The 15,040-nt window shown below is 60.0% G+C and carries 17 protein-coding genes, 1 tRNA gene and 1 pseudogene; 9 read left to right on the top strand and 10 right to left on the bottom strand.

The features are described from left to right. Positions 1-26: 26 nt before the first annotated feature. Both AADZ90_RS15600 and AADZ90_RS15595 read right to left on the bottom strand, forming a co-directional pair. Complete coding sequence (locus AADZ90_RS15600; RefSeq protein WP_367310601.1) at positions 27-506, bottom strand: DUF6653 family protein; 480 nt, start codon at positions 504-506, stop codon at positions 27-29. A 408-nt stretch (positions 507-914) separates the two neighbouring features. Then, positions 915-1,571 (bottom strand): TetR/AcrR family transcriptional regulator, encoded by a 657-nt coding sequence (locus AADZ90_RS15595; RefSeq protein ID WP_367310602.1) that lies wholly within the window; start codon positions 1,569-1,571, stop codon positions 915-917. A 48-nt stretch (positions 1,572-1,619) separates the two neighbouring features. Here AADZ90_RS15595 and AADZ90_RS15590 point away from each other — a divergent pair, with 48 nt between their 5' ends. From AADZ90_RS15590 to AADZ90_RS15570, 5 genes are all read left to right on the top strand, one after another. After that, the gene (locus AADZ90_RS15590) at positions 1,620-2,096 is read left to right on the top strand and encodes a hypothetical protein (RefSeq protein WP_367310603.1); all 477 of its coding nucleotides are present in this window, start codon (positions 1,620-1,622) and stop codon (positions 2,094-2,096) included. A 31-nt stretch (positions 2,097-2,127) separates the two neighbouring features. After that, positions 2,128-2,817, top strand: coding sequence for a deiodinase-like protein (locus tag AADZ90_RS15585; RefSeq protein WP_367310604.1), 690 nt, complete (start codon positions 2,128-2,130; stop codon positions 2,815-2,817). An 85-nt stretch (positions 2,818-2,902) separates the two neighbouring features. Continuing rightward, the gene (locus AADZ90_RS15580) at positions 2,903-4,045 is read left to right on the top strand and encodes an efflux RND transporter periplasmic adaptor subunit (RefSeq protein ID WP_367310605.1); all 1,143 of its coding nucleotides are present in this window, start codon (positions 2,903-2,905) and stop codon (positions 4,043-4,045) included. Then, positions 4,042-7,137 (top strand): efflux RND transporter permease subunit, encoded by a 3,096-nt coding sequence (locus AADZ90_RS15575; RefSeq protein ID WP_367310606.1) that lies wholly within the window; start codon positions 4,042-4,044, stop codon positions 7,135-7,137. The genes AADZ90_RS15580 and AADZ90_RS15575 overlap by 4 nt, the downstream gene beginning before the upstream one ends. 94 nt (positions 7,138-7,231) lie before the next feature. Further along, positions 7,232-7,579 carry a hypothetical protein gene (locus AADZ90_RS15570; RefSeq protein WP_367310607.1) on the top strand — a complete coding sequence of 116 codons (348 nt, stop codon included), beginning with the start codon at positions 7,232-7,234 and terminating at the stop codon, positions 7,577-7,579. Positions 7,580-8,092: 513 nt separating this feature from the next. Here the strand turns inward: AADZ90_RS15570 and AADZ90_RS15565 are convergent. Beyond that, complete coding sequence (locus AADZ90_RS15565) at positions 8,093-8,599, bottom strand: nuclear transport factor 2 family protein (RefSeq protein ID WP_367310608.1); 507 nt, start codon at positions 8,597-8,599, stop codon at positions 8,093-8,095. Positions 8,600-8,621: 22 nt separating this feature from the next. Continuing rightward, positions 8,622-9,506: an SDR family NAD(P)-dependent oxidoreductase gene (locus AADZ90_RS15560; protein WP_367310609.1), complete on the bottom strand. Its 885-nt coding sequence runs from the start codon at positions 9,504-9,506 to the stop codon at positions 8,622-8,624. A gap of 242 nt (positions 9,507-9,748) precedes the next feature. Between AADZ90_RS15560 and AADZ90_RS15555 the strand changes: the two genes are divergently transcribed. Then, complete coding sequence (locus AADZ90_RS15555) at positions 9,749-10,588, top strand: AraC family transcriptional regulator (RefSeq protein ID WP_367310610.1); 840 nt, start codon at positions 9,749-9,751, stop codon at positions 10,586-10,588. 499 nt (positions 10,589-11,087) lie between these two features. Further along, positions 11,088-11,399 (top strand): ETC complex I subunit, encoded by a 312-nt coding sequence (locus AADZ90_RS15550; RefSeq protein WP_367310611.1) that lies wholly within the window; start codon positions 11,088-11,090, stop codon positions 11,397-11,399. A 3-nt stretch (positions 11,400-11,402) separates the two neighbouring features. Here the strand turns inward: AADZ90_RS15550 and AADZ90_RS15545 are convergent, their stop codons facing one another. From AADZ90_RS15545 to AADZ90_RS15525, 5 genes are all read right to left on the bottom strand, one after another. After that, positions 11,403-11,774 (bottom strand): hypothetical protein, encoded by a 372-nt coding sequence (locus tag AADZ90_RS15545; protein WP_367310612.1) that lies wholly within the window; start codon positions 11,772-11,774, stop codon positions 11,403-11,405. Positions 11,775-11,871: 97 nt separating this feature from the next. Then, positions 11,872-12,144, bottom strand: coding sequence for a hypothetical protein (locus AADZ90_RS15540; RefSeq protein ID WP_367310613.1), 273 nt, complete (start codon positions 12,142-12,144; stop codon positions 11,872-11,874). Between the two features lie 28 nt (positions 12,145-12,172). Next, positions 12,173-12,850, bottom strand: a complete 678-nt coding sequence (locus tag AADZ90_RS15535) for a PspA/IM30 family protein (RefSeq protein ID WP_367310614.1) — start codon at positions 12,848-12,850, stop codon at positions 12,173-12,175. Between the two features lie 88 nt (positions 12,851-12,938). Further along, positions 12,939-13,532 (bottom strand): TetR/AcrR family transcriptional regulator, encoded by a 594-nt coding sequence (locus AADZ90_RS15530; RefSeq protein ID WP_367310615.1) that lies wholly within the window; start codon positions 13,530-13,532, stop codon positions 12,939-12,941. 39 nt (positions 13,533-13,571) lie between these two features. Continuing rightward, on the bottom strand, positions 13,572-13,844 hold the full coding sequence (locus AADZ90_RS15525; RefSeq protein WP_367310616.1) for a hypothetical protein: 273 nt from the start codon (positions 13,842-13,844) through the stop codon (positions 13,572-13,574). Positions 13,845-13,995: 151 nt separating this feature from the next. On the opposite strand from AADZ90_RS15525, the gene AADZ90_RS15520 reads away from it, so the two are divergent. Beyond that, positions 13,996-14,072: transfer RNA gene (locus AADZ90_RS15520), tRNA-Arg, on the top strand. 126 nt (positions 14,073-14,198) lie between these two features. Here AADZ90_RS15520 and AADZ90_RS15515 read toward each other — a convergent pair. Beyond that, positions 14,199-14,342 (bottom strand): annotated as a pseudogene (locus tag AADZ90_RS15515) (HP1242/YdcH family protein); the annotation flags it as partial. Positions 14,343-14,443: 101 nt separating this feature from the next. Here AADZ90_RS15515 and AADZ90_RS15510 point away from each other — a divergent pair. Beyond that, positions 14,444-14,965 carry an REP-associated tyrosine transposase gene (locus tag AADZ90_RS15510; protein ID WP_411997055.1) on the top strand — a complete coding sequence of 174 codons (522 nt, stop codon included), beginning with the start codon at positions 14,444-14,446 and terminating at the stop codon, positions 14,963-14,965. Positions 14,966-15,040: the final 75 nt, after the last annotated feature.

The following is a 15,040-nucleotide window of genomic DNA, read 5'->3' as shown; positions in this document are numbered from 1 at the left end:
TGCCCGCTGTCAGCTTCAACTCGATCTCACGTAGCAGCTTCAGCACGTCTTCGTCTGAATGTCGCTTCCTCGCCATGCCCAATCCCCTCTCGCGGCAAATGTAATGGCCCAGTTCTAGGGGGGAAGGACAGAGCCACAACACCATAGACGGCTGCTGCGAAGCCAAGGGCATTTATCAAAGTCAATAGCGGCGGCAAAGCAAGGCGTTTTGACGGTAAGTTCAGTTTGTCGCGGTACAACCAGACCCGCTCTCCGAAAGCGCTGCGAGCAGCATAGCTGTTTGAGTTAGACGATTTTGCAAATAGAAATGGATTGAGAGCAATCCAGATTACGACAACCGTACCGACGGCAAGTGCCCACCAGTTCAGCCACACTCGACTCCATGCGGTTAGCATGAGAAGCGCAGGGCAAGAGAAGCGGCCACAGACACTCCAACTGTTCGAATGCTTTTCCCAGCTTTCGTTTGTTGGGCCTGATAGGTGGGCAATACGGCGCTCAATTATCATGGCTTATTCTTATCAGCCCCGCGGTGCTCCCGGCAGCGGACGTTGGGAATATTTACAGCACCTAATACGGTGGGCTCATGCGAGGTATTTGCCGTTCGACATCTAGATGTCCGCTGACAGACAATGCCGGATAATGGATTCAAACATATTGACCCTCCGACTTGTCCGGTGTTCGCGCATCTGAAACAATCATATATAAGAGCTGTTGTGAACGCCTCAGAGCTCAAAGGACAAAGCTATTTCGAAGAGCAATACCCAAAACCTGATACTCGATATGAAGTGCGCGGAAAACCAACGGTCTGTTTGACAACACCCGAGATTTTTCATGAACCCAGTTGCGAAAGCAGTGGTTTTTGCGGCGCTTCCCAACACGATCTGAAGAGACACATGTTGTTGTGCACTCGAAGGTTAGCCCAAAAACAGATCTATTGACGCTTCGATGTTCGATAGTGTCTCTGGCGTCGCGACCCGACGTTGATATACTTCTTCAGTTGTGACGATTGCTGTGCCCGCTGTTAGCGAAACGATATGAAGAAACAGAACATCGGGATCAACGTTGCTGCGCCAGCCGGTATCCTGAGCCGCCTTAATCTCAATCCGCCAACGTTCAGCAAAGCTCGCAATCAAGGTCGTCAGATCCTCAGACGCATGACGCATGACGTCGGGATTTCTCAGGATGTGGTGAAGCTCACTATGGTCTTTGGCCCAATTGATATAGGCCAGCATCATGGCGCGCAATCTAGCCGGTCCTTGCGGGTCGGCATCCGCCGCTTCAGATGCGGCGAAGAGACTGCCCACACCTTCCACGGCAATCGCATTCAGCAGGTCCGACTTCGTCGCAAAATGGCGAAGAGGTGCCGCATGGCTGACACCAAGGTCACGGGCCAACCCTCGCAGGCTTAGGCCTTCCACCCCTTTTTCACCGAGTGTCTCAATCGCGCGATCGAGCAAGGCCTGGCGCAGATTTCCGTGATGATAAGGCGCGTTCACTTTATCCTCCCTCATAATGTTGACGTCGCCTACATACCGCACTATGTAGGCAATAGCTACATTGCTCAGTTCCATCGCCTTTGTCAACGAGGCCGGTCGAACAAACCCACGAAAGGAAACACGATGCCCGACGTCTTGCTCTCACTTCTCACCGGCCTCCTTGGCCTTGGCACCGGTATCTTCGTGGTGCTTTCGCTGATCGAGAAACCGGTTTGGCGTCTGATGTGGGCACCACACTCAGCACATGTCGGCGACGATGAAGCCCGCAAGGTGCACGCGATCCTAAAGCGCGTCATTCATCTTCTGCCGCCGACCATGATGACGACGATGGGCACGGCGACGCTTCTTGTGATCGTCCTGCTGGTGCAAACCGGATTTTCGACCGCAAGCATCGCCTTGGCAACGCTGTTTTTCCTTCAGCTCGGCCTCATCGTCGCACGCCTCTTCAAAGATATTCGCGGCGTCGACACTGTCTCCTCTGACGGGGACGTGGTCGCCGTGCGCGATGGCCTCGGCGCTCTGACGCTGCTCCATCACCGCGGACTGTTGATGACGCTGAGCACGCTTGTGGCCGTGCTGGCCCTGCAAGCCCTCGCCTAAGCCCTAACAACCCAAAACCAGGAGAAGCCCGATGACCAACACACAATCGAACACCTATGGCTACCGTCGGTTCACCCCCGAAGAGTACGACTTTACCGTAGATGAAGGCCTTCAGGCTGGCGACACGTTCAAGGATGCGGAACTGTGCACGCTGGACGGTCAAGCTGTCCACTTATCCGACTACCTCAAAGACAAGCCGCTTGTTCTCGAGACCGGCAGCATGACCTGTCCGATGTACGCGCAAAGCGTCCCGCCCATGATGAAGCTGATGGAGAAATACTCGGAACTCGACCATGTTCTGATGTATGTGCGCGAAGCCCATCCCGGCGAACTTCAGCCGCAGCATCGGACAGCGGCTGAGAAGATCGACGCCGCCAAGAAGACCAAGAGGCGTTATGGAGACGCGCGCACGATTCTTGTTGATGACGTGAACGGGACCGCCCACCAGCATTACGGAACCATGCCGAATTCGATCTTCGTGATCGCGCCGGACGGAAAGATCCTGTTCCGCAGCATCTGGAACAACGCAGACGACATGAACGCGATCCTGGGTGCTGTCGCAAAGGGTCAGCCCGTCCAGCCCCGTGAACTGAAGGCCGTGCCACCGTTCTCTTTCAGGGCTGTCAGGACGCTCTTCATGGGCGGGATTGTCGCGATTTGGGATTTCGTACGCGGGCTTCACCGGCTCGTCGCGAACCACAAAAAAGTCGGCAACATGTAGGCGGTACTCGCAGACCGGGGGCCGTACCCAACATTCCGCTCAATGCTGCGCGACCATCCCCATCAATCAGGAAGGAAGGCTTCCAATGGCCTACTTAAAAGCTCCAGCTCTGTTTCTCTCAACCCTCATTCTCGCCGGGTGTTGGGAAGAAGAAGCCGCCGCACCTGAGAGCGAACCGCGCATGGTGCGCACTGTTGTCGCGGAAACGGCAGATCCCGTAAGGACGCGCAGCTTTCCCGCAGTTCTGCAACCACCGGAATTGACGCCGCTTGCCTTCGACGTGGGTGGACGCCTTGGGCCGGTCGATCTTCGGATCGGACAAGAGATCGCACAGGGCGATGTCCTTGCCACGGTCGAGGCAGAGGATGCCGCGCTACGGTTGCAGCAGGCGCAGGCCGCACACTCCGAATCTGAGACCGCTGCATCCAATGCCCGTCAAGAAGCTGACCGGCAAGTGGCCCTTTACGATCGCAACGTCGTGTCTGAGGCGGCGCGGGACCGCGCGCTGACCCAAGCTGATCAGGCCGATGCCCGTGTCACGCAGGCCGCCCGTAATCTCGATCTCGTTCAAAGCACGTTAGGAGATACGACGCTGCGCGCGCCATTCGACGGGATTATCGACGGGATCAACGTGCAGGCCTTCGGCAGCGTGCAGCCGGGCCAGCCCGTTTTGACCCTCTATGAGGACACAGGACTTCAGGCCACGATTCTCGTTTCATTCGAGGTCGTTACGACACTGGAGCTAGGCCAAAGCGTTTCCGTGGTTCCGACCGATGGCGCAGGCACACCTTTGCCCGCCACGCTCACCGAAATTGGGCGTCGCGCCGCGGCGGTTTCGTCTTTTCCAATCGTCGTAACGCTGGACCAAACCCGGCCCGAGTTACGCTCTGGCATGGCTGTGGAGGTGCTGTTCGACCTACCGATCCCCAAGGCCCAACAAGCCATTGAGCTGCCGCTCTCATCCATCGCGCTTAGCCGCGATGTAGCCATGAACGAAGCCCCCTTCACCGCGCAGGTTTTCGTCGCGCTGCCAGTTTCTGACGATCGCGCAGAGCTTGAACTGACGGATGTCACACTTGGTACTGTGGCCAAAGATCTCGTCTACATCACAGGTGGGCTTGCAACAGGCGATCGCGTCGTGACTGCCGGTGTTTCCTTCCTCAATCCGGGACAAATCGTGCGGGTGGCCAAGACCGGCGATGTCAAAGTATCGGAGGCAAGCAAATGACCGCTCTGACACGCTTTGGAATCGATAAATCCCGCCTCAGCATTCTGGTGATGATGCTCGCCGTCGCCATCGGTCTGTCCGGCTACCTCAGCCTGCCGAAACGCGAAGACCCCGAAATCATCATCCGCACGGCAATCGTGACCGCGGCCAATCCCGGCCTGCGCCTCGCGCAGATCGAAGAACTGGTTGCATTGCCACTCGAAGAAGCGGCCCGCGCCATTCCCGGTGTCGACGAGGTGCGTACGCAGATCACCGGCGGCGTCGCCGTGCTCCAGGTCGATCTTGCCGACAGTGTTGCAGAGGAGGACTTAACCACGGTTTTCGACGAAATCCGCAACAACATGGACGCGATGGCCCACAGTCTGCCCGACGGGACACGTGGCCCCGTAGTGAATACCGATTTCGGGGACGTGGCCGTCGCGACCGTCGCGATCACGGGCGACGGTTTTTCACTGCCAGAAATCGAAGAGGCGGCCACCAATTTGCGCGACCGGCTTTATACTCTGCCCGATGTCGCCGCTGTGTCGCTCTATGGCACCCAATCCCAAGTCGTGACGCTGGAGGTGGACCGTGCGCGGCTCGCGTCGCTCGGTGCTACGTTGAACCCTGTGCTGGCGGCTCTGCGTAGCCAGAATGTCCGCCTGCCTGCCGGCAGCGTCGTCACCGGAGACACCCGCGTACCGCTTGAGACGACAGGTGATTTCCGCTCGGTCGCAGATATCGAAAACCTGCTGGTCGATTTGCCGACCGGAACAGGTGACACGCAACTTATCCGGCTTGGTGACCTCGTCACCGTCACGTTGGGCACGGAAGAACCCGCCGCACGGCCGGTTTTCCAGTATGGCGCACCGGCCGTGGTCGTTGCCGTCGAAATGGCCGAAGGCGTCGATATCACCGCACTCGGGCCGGAGCTCGAACGGGTCATCGACGGCTTCGTGGCCCGGCAGCCGATCGGCATCGAGGCGACGATCAGCACGTTCCAGCCAGATGTCGTTTCGGCCTCTGTCAACGGCGCATTGATCAATATGGCGCAGACCATCGCGGTGGTGTTTCTGGTGATGCTGGTCTTTTTAGGGCTGAAAACCGCGCTCGTTGTCGCGGCCATCGTGCCGCTTGCGATCAGCTTTTCCTTCGGGCTGATGCCCATCTTCGGTGTTGAATTGCAGCAGGTCTCCATCGCCGCCATCATCATCAGCCTTGGCATCCTCGTCGACAACGGCGTGGTGATAATCGAGGATATGCAGAGCCGCATCTCGAAAGGCGAAAAGCGCCGCGAGGCGGCCTTGGCGGCGAGCCGACAGTTCGCCCTACCGCTCGGCATCGCGTCCACCGTGACCGTTGCTGCCTTCCTGCCGCTCTTCCTGCTGGAAGGGACAGAGGGTCAGTATGGCTACTCGCTCGGGACTGTCGTGATGCTTATGCTGGCGGGAAGCTATCTGTCGGCGCTCTACCTTCTGCCCCGGCTGGCGGTCTGGGCCATTCCGGAACCCAAGAAGGGACAATCGGCAAAGCGGCGCGGCCCGTTCGATTATCTCTCCGTGGGCTACGGAAGGATTGTAGGTTGGATCGTCCGGGCGCCTCTCGTTGCAATCGTCGCCGTGTTTGCAATCGTCGTTGCTGGCGCCAGCCAGATGGGGAACGTGCGCCAACAGCTATTCCCGCTAAGCGAGCGGGCACAGATCCTCGCCTACATCGACCTGCCGCGCGGCAGCGATATCACAGCGACCGAAGCCACGGCTAACGCGCTGACCGACTGGTTGACAGGTGACGAGAACCCAGAGGTGACGGGTGTCACGGGCTATATCGGCGCGGGCGGTCCCCGGTTTGTGCTATCGCTTGATCCTGCGGACGTCGACCCGGCCTCGGCCTTCCTGATCATCAATACCACCGACTTCGAAAGTTCCGGCTCCGTGCTTGATAGGGCCCGTGTTCACGTCGCAGAGGCCTTGCCGGGTGCGAGTGTGCGGCTCAAGCGCCTGGCCACGGGCGGGCGGGAGCCGGCGGTCGATGTTGAGATCTCCGGACCTGATGCGGACCGACTGCTCGACGCCGCCTTGCAGGTCCGCGCGGCCTTCAGCGAGGTGCCGGGCCTGATCCAGAACCGCGAAAACTGGGGCGGACGACAGCTGACCGGGACCATCCGGATCGCGCAGGACCGCGTGCGCGACTATGGCCTGACTTCGCAGGACGTCGCCGAGGGGCTTGACGCCTTCTTTGACGGGCGCCAGTTCAGCACGCTGCGTCAGGGCGACGAACTGATCCCCATTGTTCTGCGCGGTGCCTCCGCTGATCGGACGAATTTCGAAGCCATCGCGAACGCGGTGGTCGAAACCAACGGGCAAATCCTTTCGCTTGACCAATTCGCCGAGGTCGTGCCACGGCCTGAGATCGCCACGTTGCGGCGGGTGGATCAACAGCGCACAATTACGGTGTCGGCCATCCCCGAGGTGATGTCGGCCTACGACCTGTTTGCCACCGTCCAACCCGAGCTTGACCGGATCGCTGAAGACCTTGGACCTGCTTACAATATCCACATCGGTGGAGAGATCGAAGCGGCTGGCGACGTGCGCGAGCTCCTTGGTGCGGGCTTGCCTGTGGCGGGCATCGTCATGATGCTGGCCCTGATGATCCAGTTCAACAGTTTCCGCCGTGTAGGTATCACTCTGGCTGCCGTGCCACTTGTTATCGCAGGCGTTGGCCCGACCTTGATCGCCACGGGCCAACCGCTGAGCTTCTTTGGCATCCTTGGTCTTCTGGCGTTGACCGGCATTATCGCCAACAACGTGATCGTCCTCATAGACCAGATCGATCTGGAACGCGCTGACAAGTCAATCTCGGATGCCATCGTCGCGGCGGCGCGCAAGCGATTGCGGCCCATCCTGCTAACCTCGCTCACGACAGTCATTGGCCTTCTACCAATGGCTATTGCCGGTGGCGCGCTCTGGGAGCCGATGGCGACCTTGATGATCGGTGGGCTTGGCCTCGCTGCCCTTTTGGCGCTCTTCTGGGTGCCTGCCCTTTACAAAATCTCGTTCCGCTCGAATCAGGCGGTGCCAGTGTCGCACGGCACAATTCAATCCTCCATAGCATAGCGGAAACCATGCCTGCCGGGGACCGTTAGGCTCGATACAACATGATTTGAAAAGAGACTCCTATGAGACTGCAAGAACACAAAAGCGTTTTACATTGCGTGCGATCTTGTTGATCGGCCTAATCGGCACAGCTTTCTTACTGCAGAGGCTCGACGCGAGCTCTGCAGAAACGCTTCTGACAAACGGGGACTTCGTCGGCATCGGCGGCGATCAGCGCTTCGACGTTCATTTCGAAGAAGAGGGGCGCTTGACGATCTCAGGCGAGTTTGGACGTTTCGAAGGTATCTGGCGTCTGGTCGATAGCACACTCTGTGTAGACCTCGAGAGCGACCTAAGGGCAAGTCGCAACTGCGAAGAGGTCACCATGGAAGGTCCGCACTCGCTTCGTGTCGGTGACCGGTTCTTTTTAGCAAAGCTCGCAAGCGTGCTGAGCCTGTCCTGAGCAACAGACGGTGGTATCTTGATGTCAGCCCTCTTATTCAACATGGCACAGACATGCGTGTCCGCAACGGCCTGCTCTACCGCGTCTCCGTCGCGACGAGTCTTTCTGTCAGGCGCGGGTGCGACCCTTCTTTCCAGTTGCGCGCCACGCACGCACTTTGCCGCGTCAACAGCGGACGAGGCGGCCCGCAAGCGGTCGATCGTCCTTACAACGAACCGGTCTGGGACAGAGCGGATGGGTATCGGCACCGATCGGTCGACGCTCCTTGGCTTTGCGAAAATCAACGTCGCGATCCCGCGCAATCGACAGCCTGGAACGTCACCATTCGGGTCAGGGTGACTGGGGGAAGTTGGACTCTTGGCATGATATGCCCTCAGATCCTCCCTCCATGCCCCTCCATCAGCACAGCGCCGACAGGTCGATTGTAAGAAGAAGGGCACCCCCGATCGCTCTATGTGACCGGGCGCAGGAACGAGGTCTGGACCAAGGGAGGTAAGGTCCAAAGCCTCGACTTTAGTTGGCTTGGGCTGCACGTTCGCCGGCAAGACCGACCAGTCCACGATCTCCGGTTTCCCAAAGTGCGGTCATGGTCATCGACGTCACGAGCCAACGGTTGCCGGACTGCTCCAGTTCGTAGGTGTAGCGCCCACCGAGCGTCCAAAGATCATCGTCGATCCGATGGGTGGCGGTGAAATCCGCTTCTGCAATCGCGAAGGTGTCGCCGACGGGTGTGATCGTGTGGTTCGTCACCATGTGGTGCGTGTTGTCGAAGCCGGGCAGGAAGCTCGACCAGCCGCCAACCAGTTCATCGGCAGGCTGCGTTGCTGGGTCACCGCCCCAAAGGCTGGTGTAGTCGGTCGTGACCGTTTCGGCGAATGCGCTGCGGACGCGGCCCCAATCGCCGCGATCAGCCCCTGCGGCAATGTCCGTGATTGATCGTGTGATCTCGGCAGGGTCTGCCATGGCGCCGCCTCCGATAAGTGTTGCCGCTGCAAGCGTCGGAAAAAGTGTGTGTTTCATAATGTTCTCCTTGTGAACAGGCTCAGGCGAGCTGGCCGCCGGTGGCGTCGAAATCCATACCGTTGAAAGCCGTGGCAGCATCAGAGGCGAGGAACAGGACGCCTTCGGCCATCTCGTTCGGGTCCATGATCCTCGGTGTCACAAAGAAACCCGCCATGCCCTCGTAGGTCAGGCCCTGAAACTCGAAACTCTCCTCCAGCATGGGGGTATCCACGGCGAGCGGCGAGATCGAAGTGACGCGGATGTTGTCCTTTGCGAGTTGCGCACCGGTGCGGGTCAGGCCCAGAACGGCATGCTTCGAGGCGTTGTCGTGCGCGGTGTTGGGAAAGCCGCGATGCGCGGCGACCGAAGCCATGTTGACAATCACACCGTTGCCCTGCGCCTTCATGACGGGGATAGCGTACTTCATTCCGTAGAAGACGCCGTTCACATTGGTCAGCATCATGTCGTCAAAGTTCTCGACGGGAATGTCTTCGATCAAAGCCGGTGTCATGAAGATACCGGCATTGTTGAAGAGGACATCCAAGCGGCCATAAGTGTCCGTTGCCGCATTGATGAAGCGTTCGACCTCGGCCGGGTCCCGAATGTCGGTTTGCACCCAGGTCACATTACCACCCGCTTCACGGATTTCTGCCTCGACCTGACGCCCGAGTTCATCACGCCGCGCGCCAAAGACCACCTGACCGCCTTCTATGGCAAAGGCCCGCACGGTTGCGGCGCCGATACCGGAGTTGCCACCGGTGACTGCGATGACCTTGCCTGCAAAACGGCCATCGGGACTGACTGCCGAAGGGGCCTCAACCGGGTTCATGCTGTTCGCGGCGGCAGCGGATGCTGCCATCGTGGCGGCGACAGCGGCTCCACCGGTAAGGAGCGCACGGCGGGAGGGGTTTACGTCATCAGACATCAGAGTTCCTTTCTGACTTTGTGTTCAAAGCGGTTTTGTGTCGATCACCGAAAGACCGATGCAAGCCTGGCGACTTGCGCCGTCCAGAAGGATGGGTTGGAAAGATCGCGTGGGCATCCACGATACGTGCTATTGTTTCGGCGATCTTTGCTGCTGAATGCGGAAGGCACTTTCCGTCGGTCTGGTTTTGACGCGATGTTGGTGACGCAACAGTTCCAGTGTGACTGCTAACGGGAGACCAAATGCCCGCTCCAAGCACTCGTCTGACTGCGCTACCCAGCTCGCCTTTCGGCGTGCAGACCGAGGGTTTTGATGTGCAGGCCATTCCGCCCGGTCCCGTACGGATGCACCTCGTTCCCCATAAGCATCTGCTTTATGTCAACATCGAGGAAGGTGCGTCGGTACAGGAGGTGAGCTCGGACCGCGCGCGCGAGAGTATTTGCGAGCAGGACACCTTCGCCCTGTATCCCGCCGGTACTGATTTTCGTCTTTCAGCAGAAAACACGGGTTGGGGGGTCGCTTTAGAGATTGATCCAGAGCGTCTCGAAAGCCTTGTCAGGGAAGCCTTAACAGACCAGATGGGCGCGCTAGAGCCGGTCATGTGCACGCCCGAGGCCCAAGCCGCCGCGTTCGCGCGCACCCTCAGACAGCACCTGCGCGGCCCCAGTATCAACCCGCTGGTCGCCGAAGGTCTGAGCCTTCTGATCGTAGGACTTGCACTTGAGAAAGCCTTGAACGGCTTCTCAACATCGGTGTCCGTCGCTGGCACCGATGACCGGATTGCGAGAGCAATCGAATACGCGGAGACCTACATGCGAGATCCGATATCTGTCGCAAAGCTGGCTGATGTTGCTTGCATGAGCCCATGGCATTTCTCTCGGTGTTTCAGCGAGGCTGTCGGAGAGCCACCATACCGATGGATTCAAAGGCGCAGAGCGGAAAGAGCCGTGGAGCTGATCCGCTACTCAACTCTGTCGTTCGCATTCATCGCAGGAAAGTGCGGTTTTTTCGATCAAAGCGGAATGGGTGCCGCAGTGAAATCGCTGACTGGACTTACCCCTTCGAAACTCAGAACGAAGTAGCCATGATTTCAAATTGGATGCTCAACTTTGCTAGGCTCTGACAAGCGCTCTGTTGGCTTGTTTGAGAAGTCCAGCTTTTGTCTCTCCAGCATTTTCGTACTCGAAAGTCTGTTTCACTTTCTCTGGCATTTGCATGGCACTAAGGCGCGAAAAGTAGACGTCGTTTCACCGGGCGGATCCTCTCACTAGTCCGCGACCTGATCCTTAAACTCGGCTTCTTCGCCGCGCGCTGCACAGATGACCAGTAAGGCCGCTGTTTTGCAGCGAAGCGCCTTACGCAAGCGCAGAAGTTTTCACGCGGCGTGCGCGCGCAGCACAAATCCAAGACTTCTGCTGTGGGCTCACAGCGGACCTCTGCTTAGTTCTGCGCGAGGAGTTAATGGCCAGTAGCGACCTTGGAGTGGCACTTCGACCCGTCCCGCGAGTTGCCGCCTTCGATCCCTTGTCACGGCCCATCCGCAGGGGCTATCAGAGCGCTGTTAGTCAATAGGGAGCCGCCATGCCCGCCCGTATCTACAGACCCGCCCGGACGGCCATGTCCTCGGGCACGGCGAAGACGAAGCAATGGGTGCTGGATTACGCGAACGAGACGGCACGCGAGGTCGATCCGCTGATGGGCTGGACGTCTTTGGCGGATACCCAGACGCAGGTTCACCTGCATTTTGACACCAAGGAAGAGGCTCTGGCCTATGCCAAGGAGCATGGGATCGACGCCGTCGTGACCGAGCCGCAGGAGCGCAAGCTGAACGTGCGCCCGGGCGGCTATGGCGAAAATTTCGCGACCAATCGGCGGGGGTCGTGGACTCACTGACCCTTATGCTCGTGGCGTGACCTTGCCGTCTTCGAACAGGCGGTTGCAGGTCCGGAAGTCGCGTTCGAGAAGGTGATCGCCCTCCCACGGATGGGCGCCCTTCGCGATATTGGCCCGCATCCGCGTCTGGTAGAGGCTTGAAAGGGCGTGCATCGCGCTGAGGGTCCGACGGGAGGCGATGTCCATCGGGAGGCCTTCGGACTGGGTCTGATAGAGGATGTCGACCTCGAGAAAGTGGCGGATCCGATCGTCGATCTTCGCGGCCCCGAGGCCGCGGCCCGTGGTTTCCAGCCGGGCATGGGAGATCGCGGCGCAGCGGCGGAGCATGTGGCTGTCGGCGGGAAGATCGGTGCCTTGGATGCTGCGGTGAAACATGTCTTTGTCCTTTCGGAACGCTGGTTGGCTGGGTCGTGTCGGGGATGGGCGGCCCCGCCGGGGACGGTGGCGGGGCCGCTTCGCGCACCCGGAGCGATCAGGCGGCGCGGTCTGCGACGTAGTCTTCCAGAAGCCGTTCGTTGCGGGCCTCTTCGATGCGCGAGATACGCTCTTCGCTGATGCGCTGGTCGAACTTGTACTTCACGAAGTTGACGAGCGAGATGGTCAGAAGCAGGACGCCGATGCCCCAGTAGCCTTTGGTCGAAAGCGGGATGTCTGTCAGCCAGAGCGAGAGGGCGAGCATCACGTAGGAGACGACGATGCCGGCGAAGTTGAAGGTGATGATGAGGCCGTTGTCATTGCGGTTCATGGGTCTGTCCTTTCGTTAAAGTCTTGTTTCAGAGAGATTTCTTGAGCCGGTCGAGGACCGCATTGGCCGACGCCTTGGTCGCGTCGCCGAAGCCCTCGCCCGCCATCTTTTCGGCGATGTCGCCGTGGTTCAGGCCGGTTTCGATCTCTTTGAGGATCTGGCTCTGCTCGAACGGGTCGTCCTGGTCGGTAACGCGCTTGATGAGGTCTTCGGCCTCGTCGGCGGCCGACGAGCGGCCGATCGTGCGGTTGAGGCGTGTCTGCATCGTCTGCTCCCGGCGGATGGCGCGGGCGGTGATGGCGCCCTGCTTGAGGTCGATGATCCGGCGGTGCGCGGTCTCGACCGTGCCCTGAAGCTGGACGATGCGGGTTTCCAGGCGGTCGATGGTCTGCTGCCGCCGCGTCCGCTCGTTCTCCATGTCGGCGATGGCGGTGGCGGCCTGCTGGGCGAGGTCTTCACGGTCGCCCTTGAGCGCCTCCGTGGCGCGGGCCGTGAGGTCGGCGATGCGTTTGTCGAGACCTTCGACGAGGCGGGTTTCGGCGCGCTTGCGCTGGATGAGGTTCGCCAGCGTCTGTTTGGCAGCGTTCAGGTTGAGCTGCGCCTCGTGGATCTTCTGGTCGATGAGTTCAATGGCGTAGCGGTCACGGAGCTGGTTTTCAGCCCGGACATTCGCGCCGTCGAACAGGGTGCGTATGGTTGCAAACATCTCTCGCTCCATTTTTGAACAACGTTCATAAAATGGATATAGGCGAGGTCAGGTGGCTTGCCAAGAGGTTTTGTGAACAACGTTCAAATTATTTGGCGGAGGTCTCGATCAGGTGGGCGATCATATCCTCCAGCTCGTCCATGGGGGCGGCGGAGAAGCGCCGTTCGAGGCCGAGGAGGACGATGCCGTGGGCGGAGGAGAAGAGGGTGCGGGTGAGGAACGCGATCTCCTCGGTTCCCTTGTCCGGGTGCAGTTCCGCGAGAGGGGCCGAGATAAAGGCGAAGAGCTTGGCCAGTTCCTCGTCATACCAGGCGGGGATCTCGGTCTTCTCTGACATCTCGACATCGAAGAGGCTGCGCCAAAGGTTCCGGTTGGCATCGGCGAAGCGGAGATAGGCGGTGGCCATCGCCAGCAGACGGTCCTGCGGGGTGCCATCCGCCTTGGCGTCGATCGCCGCACCGATCTCGGCGCCGAGACGGCGGAAGGTGCGTCCGTTGACGGCGAGGACCAGCGCGGTGAGGTCGGGAACGACGGTGTAGATTGCGCCGACCGAGCAACCGGCCGCTTCGGCCAGGGGGCGCGCGCGGAGAGAGGCCAGCCCGTTCTCGCGGATCTGCCGTTCGGCGTCGTCGATGAGCCTGTTGCGCAGCGCCTCGCGCCGCTCTGCGGTTTTCCGTGCCATATCGCCCGCTTACCAGTGAGCGATGTTCATCGCCAGAGGCTACTCTCCCTCATAGGTATCGAGCGTTGCGCGGACGATCTCTTCGAAATCGGCCTCGGCGGCGTCGTCTTCCTCAAAATATTCCACCGCTGCCTGGGCGAGTGCCTCGTAATCGTCTTCGTCAAGATGTTCGAGCCGCTCGGCCGATGGCTCCTCGCCCAGGGCCATGCTGAAGACCTCCCAGCCGTCCTGCTTCGTCACCTTTTCGACGACGCGGTCGAGTTCGGTCATGAATTCCCGCCCGAGGATCGCGGCAAAATCGGTGTCGTCCATCGTGCCTCCCTTCGTGGCAGGGGGTTTTCCCGGCGCTTCGGTCGGTATTCCTGCGCAGGCCGGGGTTCGGATCAGTTTGCGTGCAAACCCCAGGGCCGCCGCTTCGGTTCCCCTTGCATGGGAGGGCGGTGTTGCTAGAACCGAAGCGAGCGGTCCCTTAGCTCAACTGGATAGAGCAGCTGACTTCTAATCAGCAGGTTGAGGGTTCGAGTCCTTCAGGGATCGCCAGTAGCATCCAGCTCTCTTTTTCGTTCACCTCCCAACCCTCGCGCTTCAGCAGGACGTGCAGACGGCGATAACCGAAGCGGCGCCGCAGGGGGCCGCGCCCGCCCGGGAGCAGCCGAGTCTCGCCGCGATCTGGTCCTTCAGGAACAGGCGCTGCCGACGCAACTGAGCCTCGTGTTCTTCCGAGCAGGGTTCCACGTTCGTTTCGGCCCGGTGAATGGCGCGGTTCACCTCGTGATAGTCCTCGGCCAACTCGTGCGGGGTGTGCGACATCGGGTGGATCCTTTCGTTTTACCCTTGGCCAGCCGAGCGGGCGCGGCCGGGCCTTGACCTGCGTCAACCGGCCATTAACCGCAAGCGGGTTTGGTCGGAGGATGCCGAGATATGTCCGACCGAGGGTGAGTGGCGCGCGGGTGTTTCTGACCGTGTGCCTGGCGGAGCGAGGGAGCAATCTGCTGACCCGGGAGGTCGCGCGGCTGCGCGAGGCGGTGCGCGTGACGAAGGCGGAGCGGCCGTTCGCCGTCGACGCGTGGGTGGTGATGCCCGATCATATGCATTGCGTGTGGACGTTGCCTGTAGGGGATCGGGATTTTTCCGGGCGGGTTGGGGCCATAAAGGCGCGGTTTTCGATGGGATTGGATGCGGGTCGGCGTTGGGCGAGCCACGAGGCACGCCGCGAGAAGGCGATCTGGCAGCGCCGGTTTTGGGAGCGTCATATCCGCGACGAAAAGGAATTCGCGGCATGTATCCGGTATTGCTGGATCAATCCGGTGAGGCATGGCTTTGTCGGTCGCCCTGTCGATTGGCGATATTCATCGCTTCACCGAGAGATTGAGCTCGGCCGCGTAGAGCCTGAATGGTCCGGTGCCGTCCCAAGTGGCGATTTCGGCGAGTAGGGTGCGCTTCAGCGCACCGGCGTTTCGGAGGTGGTGGGTTGGGATGGTGCGCTGAAGCGCACCCTACGGGTTGTT

Origin of the sequence: Aestuariibius violaceus (assembly GCF_040779325.2) — a bacterium.
Taxonomy (GTDB): domain Bacteria; phylum Pseudomonadota; class Alphaproteobacteria; order Rhodobacterales; family Rhodobacteraceae; genus Aestuariibius; species Aestuariibius violaceus.
The sequence above is the reverse complement of the archived record's forward strand: the minus strand, read 5'-3'. Positions and strand labels throughout refer to the sequence as shown.

What these genes read in the sequence shown, in the direction of transcription:
- AADZ90_RS15600 (WP_367310601.1), bottom strand. Translation starts at nt 506, where the DNA reads ATGATAATTGAGCGCCGTATTGCCCACCTATCAGGCCCAACAAACGAA.
- AADZ90_RS15595 (WP_367310602.1), bottom strand. Translation starts at nt 1,571, where the DNA reads ATGGAACTGAGCAATGTAGCTATTGCCTACATAGTGCGGTATGTAGGC.
- AADZ90_RS15590 (WP_367310603.1), top strand. Translation starts at nt 1,620, where the DNA reads ATGCCCGACGTCTTGCTCTCACTTCTCACCGGCCTCCTTGGCCTTGGC.
- AADZ90_RS15585 (WP_367310604.1), top strand. Translation starts at nt 2,128, where the DNA reads ATGACCAACACACAATCGAACACCTATGGCTACCGTCGGTTCACCCCC.
- AADZ90_RS15580 (WP_367310605.1), top strand. Translation starts at nt 2,903, where the DNA reads ATGGCCTACTTAAAAGCTCCAGCTCTGTTTCTCTCAACCCTCATTCTC.
- AADZ90_RS15575 (WP_367310606.1), top strand. Translation starts at nt 4,042, where the DNA reads ATGACCGCTCTGACACGCTTTGGAATCGATAAATCCCGCCTCAGCATT.
- AADZ90_RS15565 (WP_367310608.1), bottom strand. Translation starts at nt 8,599, where the DNA reads ATGAAACACACACTTTTTCCGACGCTTGCAGCGGCAACACTTATCGGA.
- AADZ90_RS15560 (WP_367310609.1), bottom strand. Translation starts at nt 9,506, where the DNA reads ATGTCTGATGACGTAAACCCCTCCCGCCGTGCGCTCCTTACCGGTGGA.
- AADZ90_RS15555 (WP_367310610.1), top strand. Translation starts at nt 9,749, where the DNA reads ATGCCCGCTCCAAGCACTCGTCTGACTGCGCTACCCAGCTCGCCTTTC.
- AADZ90_RS15550 (WP_367310611.1), top strand. Translation starts at nt 11,088, where the DNA reads ATGCCCGCCCGTATCTACAGACCCGCCCGGACGGCCATGTCCTCGGGC.
- AADZ90_RS15545 (WP_367310612.1), bottom strand. Translation starts at nt 11,774, where the DNA reads ATGTTTCACCGCAGCATCCAAGGCACCGATCTTCCCGCCGACAGCCAC.
- AADZ90_RS15540 (WP_367310613.1), bottom strand. Translation starts at nt 12,144, where the DNA reads ATGAACCGCAATGACAACGGCCTCATCATCACCTTCAACTTCGCCGGC.
- AADZ90_RS15535 (WP_367310614.1), bottom strand. Translation starts at nt 12,850, where the DNA reads ATGTTTGCAACCATACGCACCCTGTTCGACGGCGCGAATGTCCGGGCT.
- AADZ90_RS15530 (WP_367310615.1), bottom strand. Translation starts at nt 13,532, where the DNA reads ATGGCACGGAAAACCGCAGAGCGGCGCGAGGCGCTGCGCAACAGGCTC.
- AADZ90_RS15525 (WP_367310616.1), bottom strand. Translation starts at nt 13,844, where the DNA reads ATGGACGACACCGATTTTGCCGCGATCCTCGGGCGGGAATTCATGACC.
- AADZ90_RS15510 (WP_411997055.1), top strand. Translation starts at nt 14,444, where the DNA reads ATGCCGAGATATGTCCGACCGAGGGTGAGTGGCGCGCGGGTGTTTCTG.